Here is a 7,104-nt window from a genome sequence, read left to right on the forward strand (position 1 = left end):
TCGCGTTCACCGTGCAGCAGAGCGGCGGCGCGCTGGCCGGCGCGGACGCCTATCTCTTCGCGGCATTGCTGGTCTGCGCCGCGGGATACACGGAGGGCGGCCGGCTGGCCCGCGTGATGCCGGGCTGGCAGGTCATCGGCTGGGCGCTGGTCCTGTGCCTGCCGGTGACGGTTCCCGTGGCCGCGATCGCGCTGTCGTACGAGCCCGTGCAGCTGAACGCGCACAGCGTGACCGGGCTGCTGTGGGTCGCGGCGGGTTCCCAGTTCGTCGGTCTGGTCGTCTGGTACCGCGGCATGGCGGCGATCGGCATCCCGAAGGCCAGCCAGTTGCAGTTGGCGCAGCCGCTGCTCACACTGGTGTGGTCGGTGCTGCTCCTGGGCGAGCATCTGACACCGGCCGCACCGCTGACGGCCGCGGCCGTGCTCGTCTGCATCGCCGTCACCCAACGGGCCCGGGGGTGAGCGGCGCGTACGGGCCGGTCGCAACCGGTGCCACCCGCCGTAGACTTGCGGTAACCAACCGCTACTCCCGTGCGAAACGAGGAGGCCCTACAGATGCAAGCAACCGTAGGCGACCAACTGCTGGTGCACGGCAGGATCGTCGGGCAGCACGACCGGGTCGCGGAAGTCATCGAGGTGCTCGGGCAGAAGGGCAGTCCCCCTTACCGGGTCCGCTTCGAGGACGGCCACGAGACCCTGATGTCACCCGGCCCCGACTGCGTGGTCCAGCACCACAAGGACACCCACTAAGCCCTGCGCGCGGGCTTCGCCGGCTGCTTGTAGTGGTCGGCGACCACGCGTGCCATGGCCCCGATGCTGTCCGCCGCCACTTCCCTGGCGGAGAAGAACACATGCCCGCGTACCTCGGGATGGTCCCGCGCGAAGGTGAGGTGGCGGGACAGCTCGGCCACGTCCTGCCAGGCCGCGGGCTGGGCGGGGTCACCGGCCTTGTAGAGCGCCTCACCGACGTACAGCTTCGTGCTGCTGCCGCGTGCGGCCTCGGCCCACCAGGGGACCAGCTTCGCGTAGTCCGCGGCGGCGAAGCCGATGTTCCAGTAGAGCTGCGGGACGATGTAGTCGATCCAGCCCCGCCGGACCCACTTCCTGGTGTCCGCGTGCAGATCGTCGTACGTCTGCACCCCGGCCCGGGTGTCCGAGCCCCGTGAATCGGTCGTGGCGTTGCGCCACACCCCGAACGGGCTGATCCCGAACTTCGTGCCCGGCCGGACCTTCTTGATCCGGGCGGCCGTCTCCAGCACCAGCCGGTCGATGTTGTCCCGTCGCCAGGCCGCCCGGTCGGCGAAGTCGTCGCCGTACGCGGCAAACGCGTCGTCGTCGTCGAAGACCTGGCCCGCGACCGGATACGGGTAGAAGTAGTCGTCCCAGTGCACGGCGTCCACGGCGTACTTCTTCACCGCGTCGAGCATCGCGTCCTGGACGAAGGTGCGGACCTCGGGCAGACCCGGGTTGTAGTACAGCTTCCCGCCGTACGGCACGACCCAGTCGGGGTGCTTGCGCGCCGGGTGCGAGGCGACGAGCTTCGTCGGGTCGGTGTGGTTGGCGACCCGGTACGGGTTGAACCAGGCGTGCAGTTCCAGACCGCGCGCGTGGGCCTCCTTCACCGCGGTGCCGAGCGGGTCCCAGCCGGGGGCCTTGCCCTGGACACCGGTGAGGCACTGCGCCCAGGGCTCGTACGGCGAGGGCCACAGGGCGTTGGCGGTGGGCCGCACCTGGAAGATCACCGCGTTCAGCCTGCGCGCCACCGCCTGGTCGAGGTGCCCGAGCAGTTCGGTGCGCTGCCGGTCCGCGGTCAGCCCGGGCTTCGAGGGCCAGTCGCGGTTGGCGACGGTCGCCACCCACATGCCGCGCAGCTCGCCTGCCGGAGCGCGGCGCTTGCGGGGCCGGGAGTCGTCGCCGGATCCGTCGCCCCCGGAGACCTCCACCGCCGCCGTCAGTCCCGCCGTCACGAGTCCCGACAGCCCGACCGCCGCGGCCGTCGCGAATCCCCGACGTGACATACGCCCCATGCCGCACGCTCCAAACACTCCGGGTCCGCCTGGTCACGGACCGTTTCCACCGCACAGCATGCCCGACCCGGCCGGACGATCGTGTGCAGTTCCGGAGTAACGTGCGTGGCGGTGACAGGCACCGTACGGGGACCTGTCGGGCCAGTGACTGGTGAGAGCGAAAGGGACGATGTGACGGACATCCCGGCGGGAGACATTGCACGCGTCGGAGTGGTGGGCTGCGGCCAGATGGGGGCGGGCATCGCCGAGGTGTGCGCCCGCGCCGGCCTGGATGTGAAGGTCGCCGAGACCACCGGCGAGGCGTTGGAGATAGGCCGGACCCGGCTCTACAACTCGCTCTCCAAGGCGGCCGAGCGCGGCAAGATCTCCGAGGAGGAGCGCGACGCCACCCAGGCACGGCTCTCCTTCACCACCGACCTCGGCGAGTTCTCCGACCGCGACCTGGTGATCGAGGCGGTCGTCGAGAACGAGCAGGTCAAGACCGAGATCTTCCAGGTGCTGGACCAGGTGGTGACCCGGCAGGACGCGATCCTCGCCTCCAACACCTCCTCGATCCCGCTGGTGAAGCTCGCCGTCGCCACGTCGCGTCCCGACCAGGTCATCGGCATCCACTTCTTCAACCCGGCCCCGGTCCAGAAGCTCGTCGAGCTGATTCCGGCGCTCACCACGTCCGAGGGCACCATCAGCCGGGCGCAGTCGCTGGTCGAGAAGATCCTCGGCAAGCACGCGATCCGTGCGCAGGACCGCTCGGGGTTCGTGGTCAACGCGCTGCTGATCCCGTATCTGCTCTCCGCGATCCGGATGTTCGAGTCCGGGATGGCGAGCCGCGAGGACATCGACAACGGGATGGAGCTGGGGTGTGCCCATCCGATGGGGCCGCTCAAGTTGTCCGACCTGATCGGTCTCGACACGGTTTCGTCTGTCGCGTACTCGATGTACGAGGAGTACAAGGAGCCGCTGTACGCGGCTCCGCCGCTGCTTCAGCGCATGGTCGACGCGGGGCGGCTCGGGCGTAAGTCCGGCTCCGGTTTTTATACGTACGCCTGATTTCTACGCACACACCCCCGAACGCTTCCGCACGTTGTTGGTCAGCTGCGGGTCGTTCGTGGCTGGTCGCGCAAATCCCCGTGCCCCTTCGGGGCACGCCCTCTCCCGGGCGCGTGACTACCGTCCGTATAACCTCAGGCCGACACGGGCCCGGCTCCCTTTTGGGGGCCGGGCCCGTGTCATTCACACACCGTGTGCGCGGCGGGCTCGCATATGCCCCTCGCACACTCTCCCCACCTGTCCACCAGGCGAGTTGACTTTCCGTGCGCATGAAGCGGATGTGCCGACTACGGAAAGGAGCGGACCCGTGACCGCCGACCCGGAGCATCCCGTGGTCCAAGGAGAACTCGCAGAGTTACGCCGCAAACTCGATGTGGCTCATGCCCGCGTCGAGGGCGGCCTGGCTCTGCTCAGCCATCGCGCCGAACAGACCGCCAAGGAGGTGGACGACCTGAGCGCACGGGTCGTCACCCTGGAACACACCCGCTGGCCGCTGCGTGCGGTAGCGGTCGTCACGGCCGTGGGCGCACTCGCCGTGGCGGTCTATCAGGCTCTGGGCCGCTGAGGCCCCAGGACGCGGTGGGGGGATCAGGGCAGAGCGTCCTGCCCGAGCCTCAGATGGTGCAGGAGGAGCAGCGCGGCTGCCATGTTGGCGGCCGGGACCTCGCCGCGGGCGACCATGTCGGGGACGAGCTTGAGGGGAACCCATTCCCGACGGTCCGACTCGAAGTCGTCCACGGGATGCCCGATGTACGCGCCTTCGTCGGCCCAGTAGATGTGGTGCCGTGCGTCGGTGAGCCCGTTGGAGGGCTCGACGCTCATCAGATGGCGCAGGGGTCCCGGTCGCCACCCGGTCTCCTCCTCCAGTTCGCGGGCCGCCGCGACGGCGATGTCCTCGCCGTCCTCGACGACACCCGCGGGAAGCTCCCATCCCCAGCTGTCGGTGATGAAGCGGTGCCGCCACAGCAGCAGCACCTCGTTCGCCTCATTCACCACAGTGGCCACGGCGACGGGCCGCAGCCGTATTAAGAAGTGATCGAGGTGCCGACCGTCCGGCAGCTCGACATCTGCGAGATTTACGCTGAACCAGCGGTTTGCGTACACAGTTTGTTCGTTCAGTTTCGTCCACTGCACTTTTCTGCCACCTTCCGCCGAGTAGATGGCAATATGGCAGCAGGAGCGTCTTCACAGCGCAGCGGCAGGCGCAGAGTTGCCCACCGCGGGGAGGCTCGGGGCTCCCGGCGGTGGTCGGAACGTCTAGAGCGGTACGCGCAGTGCTCCGTCGATGAGTTCGGCGGCTTCGGAGGTGCCCGCGCACCCGTTGGCCACCAGGTGTTCGCGTACCGCCCGCAGTCTGTCGCGCAGCCGCTGGGACTCCATCCCCCGGGCCCGCTCCGCCATTTCGACCGCGGTGACCACCGCCTTGTCGGCGTTGCCCTGGCGCAGTTCGATCTGGCTGAGCATGGCGAGCCGGTGCACCCTGCCCCGGTCGTGCGCCGGGTTGTCCACGGCCGCCGCGGCGTGCTCCCGCGCGGCCGACAGGTCGCCGAGGCTCAGGAGCGCCTCCGCCACCTGTACGTTCACCAGACCGGGTTGGACATAGCCGGTCTCGTCCGGTTCGTAGCCGCGCCGGATGCGCTCGGCGGCCTGCTCGGCACGCCGGATGCAGGACAGCGCGCTGCTGCCGTCGCCGAGGTGTGCGTACGCCTTGGCCTGCATCGCGTAGAGGTCCGACGCGAGCGCCGGAGTGATGTGCCGGCCCGCGGCGCGCAGCGCGGCCTCCGCGAAGGCGACCGCCTGCCGGTGCTCGCGCATGAAGAGCGCCTGGTTGACGAGGAGCGCGATGACATAGGCGCCAAGTCCCCTGTCCCCGCTGGCCTTCGCGAGTCGGAGCGCCTGGTGGAAGTACCTCTGGGCCAGGCCGTGCGCGTCGGAGTCGTAGGCGCAGATGCCGGCGATCGCCACCAGGCCGCCGGTGGCCCGGTGCAGCTGGCGGCCGGTGGCGTCGGTGTAGCTGCCTCTGAGGAGCGGCGCGGTCTCGGAGTTGAGGAAGCCGACGATGCGGGTCCGGGTCGCCACGCCGCCGGCCTTGCGGTACATCTGCTCGTAGTGGGCGCGGGCGGCGCGCAGCATCTCGATGTCGGACATGCTCACGCGGTGCCGTCCGCCGCGCGAGACGTCCACGTCCTCGGGCGGGTTCTCCCACTCCCACACGGGCATCACGGCGGGCGTGCCGGTGACGGCGGGGGCGCCGAGGATGTGCGGGCGCTGCTGTTCGTCGGAGCGCCACAGCGCGGTGGCGCGCTCCACGAATCCGGAGAGCGTGGTGCCGTGCGGGGTGGCCGGTTCGCCGGGCACGCCGAGGCCGATGTCGTCGAGTGTGACGGGCCGTTGGAGCCGGCCGGCGAGTACCTCGCAGATCAGGTCGGGTACCTGGCCGCGCGGTCGCTGCCCCTTCAGCCACCGCGCCACGGCCGTGTGTTCGTAACGGAGTGCGAGGCCACGCGCCCTGCCTGCCTGGTTCACATGGGCGGCGAGTCCCGCGTGCGAGATCCCGGCCTCGTCGAGGATCGCGTCGAGCAGAGAGTTGGGCTGCATGAATGCCATCCGGTGGCTCGGTGCAGACGGTGCTGCTTAACGTAGCGCCTCCGTCTTCACACGGGGTGTGAACGGAGTGCCCGAATCCGGGCAGTACGCGCGCTGTTGCGGAGAGTTGCTACCCGGTTGACTGAATTGCCTCGTAAGAGGCCGGCCGGGCCGCCGGCTCCCCCTCGTACAGTGCGGCGGCCCGATTCGCGCCGTCCGCCCAGCTGCCTGCCCGACACTCCGTGGCGGGGCGGACGGCTCCGCCGGTTCGCTCCGCTGGGTTGGGCCGGACGACCAAGCACCGGACGACTAAAGGTGGTTGGTCGGCTGCGGGTCCATCGTGGCTTGTCGCGCAGTTCCCCGCGCCCCCAAGGGGGCCCGACCGTGCTGACGATCGTTGCGTAGGACCAGTACGGCTACGTCGTCCGTCGGGAATCCTCCCGCGTGGCGCAGCAGTTGGGTGAAGACCGTGCGGAGTACGGACTGGGGTGAAAACTGCTGGTAGCGGGAAGCCTCGGCCAGCGCGGTGGTCAGCGGAAAGAACCGGCCATCGCTGTCGCGGGCGTCCTCGACACCGTCGGTGTGCAGGAAGAGCGCCTCGCCGGGCAGGAAGGGCCCGCGGCGGACGACGGGCAGTTCGGCGGGAAGGGGGAAGAGCCCGAGGGGAGGCAGGGGGTCGCCGAGGGCGAGATGCTCCACCTGTCCTCGCACCCCGACCGGTTCCGTGTGGCGGCGCAGCAGATACGGCCACGGGTGACCGCAGTTGAGGGCACGCACCTCGCCGTCGGGGCCGATCTCCAGGAGCAGCACGGTGACGAACTCCTCGGCGACCGGGTTGTCGGGGTCGAGCCCGGACGAGGGGTGCTCGGCCTTCGCGCGCTCCCGCAGATGGCGGTCCATGGCGCGCTCCAGCCTCCGCAGTACGCCCGCGAGTTCGGCCTCGTCGTGGACGGCCTCGCGGAAGCTGCCGAGGACGGCGGCGACGGTCCCGAGGGCGGCGAGCCCGTGCCCGCGGACGTCCCCCATCACGATCCGCACACCGTGCTCGGTGCCGATCACCTCGTACAGGTCTCCCCCGACGGTGGCCCCGCGGTCGGCGGAGAACTGCGCCGCGGCGATGTTCAGCCCGTCGACGCGCGGCGGCAGCGGGCGAAGGAGGGCGCCCTGGGCGGCCCCCGCGACCTTGCGGATCTGCCGGAGTTCGCGCAGCAGCCCTCGTCTGACGTGCATCATCAGGCCCGTGCCGACCGCGAAGAAGACGGCGCAGCTGACGATCCGGGCGCCGAGCCCGTTCTGCTGGGCGAGCGGACAGGCCAGTTTGTACGTGATCGCCGCCGCGCCCCACACGGCGGGCAGCCCCATCTCCAGCATCCGCCGCAGTCGTTGCTGATCCCGGCCGAGCCGGCGGGCCTCGCCGCGGCCCGGCCGCCGGGCCCGGGCCCGGG

General features: G+C 70.2%; 8 protein-coding genes. 4 read left to right on the forward strand and 4 right to left on the reverse strand.

The genetic code is table 11. From position 1 onward, the window contains the following. Together O3Q52_RS45710 and O3Q52_RS45715 are read left to right on the forward strand one after the other, a co-directional pair. Positions 1–461: DMT family transporter (locus O3Q52_RS45710; protein WP_269654396.1), on the forward strand; the 461-nt coding region annotated here is incomplete at its 5' end. 93 nt (positions 462–554) lie between these two features. Beyond that, on the forward strand, positions 555–749 hold the full coding sequence (locus O3Q52_RS45715; protein WP_269654397.1) for a DUF1918 domain-containing protein: 195 nt from the start codon (positions 555–557) through the stop codon (positions 747–749). Here the strand turns inward: O3Q52_RS45715 and O3Q52_RS45720 are convergent. Continuing rightward, positions 746–2,026, reverse strand: a complete 1,281-nt coding sequence (locus O3Q52_RS45720) for a glycoside hydrolase family 10 protein (protein ID WP_269654398.1) — start codon at positions 2,024–2,026, stop codon at positions 746–748. The genes O3Q52_RS45715 and O3Q52_RS45720 overlap by 4 nt on opposite strands. A gap of 171 nt (positions 2,027–2,197) precedes the next feature. Between O3Q52_RS45720 and O3Q52_RS45725 the strand changes: the two genes are divergently transcribed. After that, complete coding sequence (locus O3Q52_RS45725; protein WP_269654399.1) at positions 2,198–3,073, forward strand: 3-hydroxybutyryl-CoA dehydrogenase; 876 nt, start codon at positions 2,198–2,200, stop codon at positions 3,071–3,073. Between the two features lie 307 nt (positions 3,074–3,380). Further along, the gene (locus O3Q52_RS45730; protein WP_266504477.1) at positions 3,381–3,638 is read left to right on the forward strand and encodes a hypothetical protein; all 258 of its coding nucleotides are present in this window, start codon (positions 3,381–3,383) and stop codon (positions 3,636–3,638) included. A 23-nt stretch (positions 3,639–3,661) separates the two neighbouring features. Here O3Q52_RS45730 and O3Q52_RS45735 read toward each other — a convergent pair whose 3' ends face one another. From O3Q52_RS45735 to O3Q52_RS45745, 3 genes are all read right to left on the reverse strand, one after another. After that, a complete protein-coding gene (locus O3Q52_RS45735) occupies positions 3,662–4,207 on the reverse strand; it encodes an NUDIX hydrolase (RefSeq protein WP_055613886.1) in 546 nt (181 codons plus the stop codon). Between the two features lie 123 nt (positions 4,208–4,330). Continuing rightward, the gene (locus O3Q52_RS45740; RefSeq protein WP_269654400.1) at positions 4,331–5,671 is read right to left on the reverse strand and encodes a transcriptional regulator; all 1,341 of its coding nucleotides are present in this window, start codon (positions 5,669–5,671) and stop codon (positions 4,331–4,333) included. Between the two features lie 297 nt (positions 5,672–5,968). Then, positions 5,969–7,030: a PP2C family protein-serine/threonine phosphatase gene (locus O3Q52_RS45745; RefSeq protein ID WP_269654401.1), complete on the reverse strand. Its 1,062-nt coding sequence runs from the start codon at positions 7,028–7,030 to the stop codon at positions 5,969–5,971. Positions 7,031–7,104: the final 74 nt, after the last annotated feature.

The organism is Streptomyces sp. ActVer (assembly GCF_027270795.1).
Lineage (GTDB): Bacteria > Actinomycetota > Actinomycetes > Streptomycetales > Streptomycetaceae > Streptomyces > Streptomyces umbrinus_A.

Excerpts from the sequence above, each read along its gene's own strand:
- O3Q52_RS45715 (WP_269654397.1), top strand. The coding sequence starts at position 555 with ATGCAAGCAACCGTAGGCGACCAACTGCTGGTGCACGGCAGGATCGTC.
- O3Q52_RS45720 (WP_269654398.1), bottom strand. The coding sequence starts at position 2,026 with ATGGGGCGTATGTCACGTCGGGGATTCGCGACGGCCGCGGCGGTCGGG.
- O3Q52_RS45740 (WP_269654400.1), bottom strand. The coding sequence starts at position 5,671 with ATGCAGCCCAACTCTCTGCTCGACGCGATCCTCGACGAGGCCGGGATC.
- O3Q52_RS45745 (WP_269654401.1), bottom strand. The coding sequence starts at position 7,030 with ATGCTGGAGATGGGGCTGCCCGCCGTGTGGGGCGCGGCGGCGATCACG.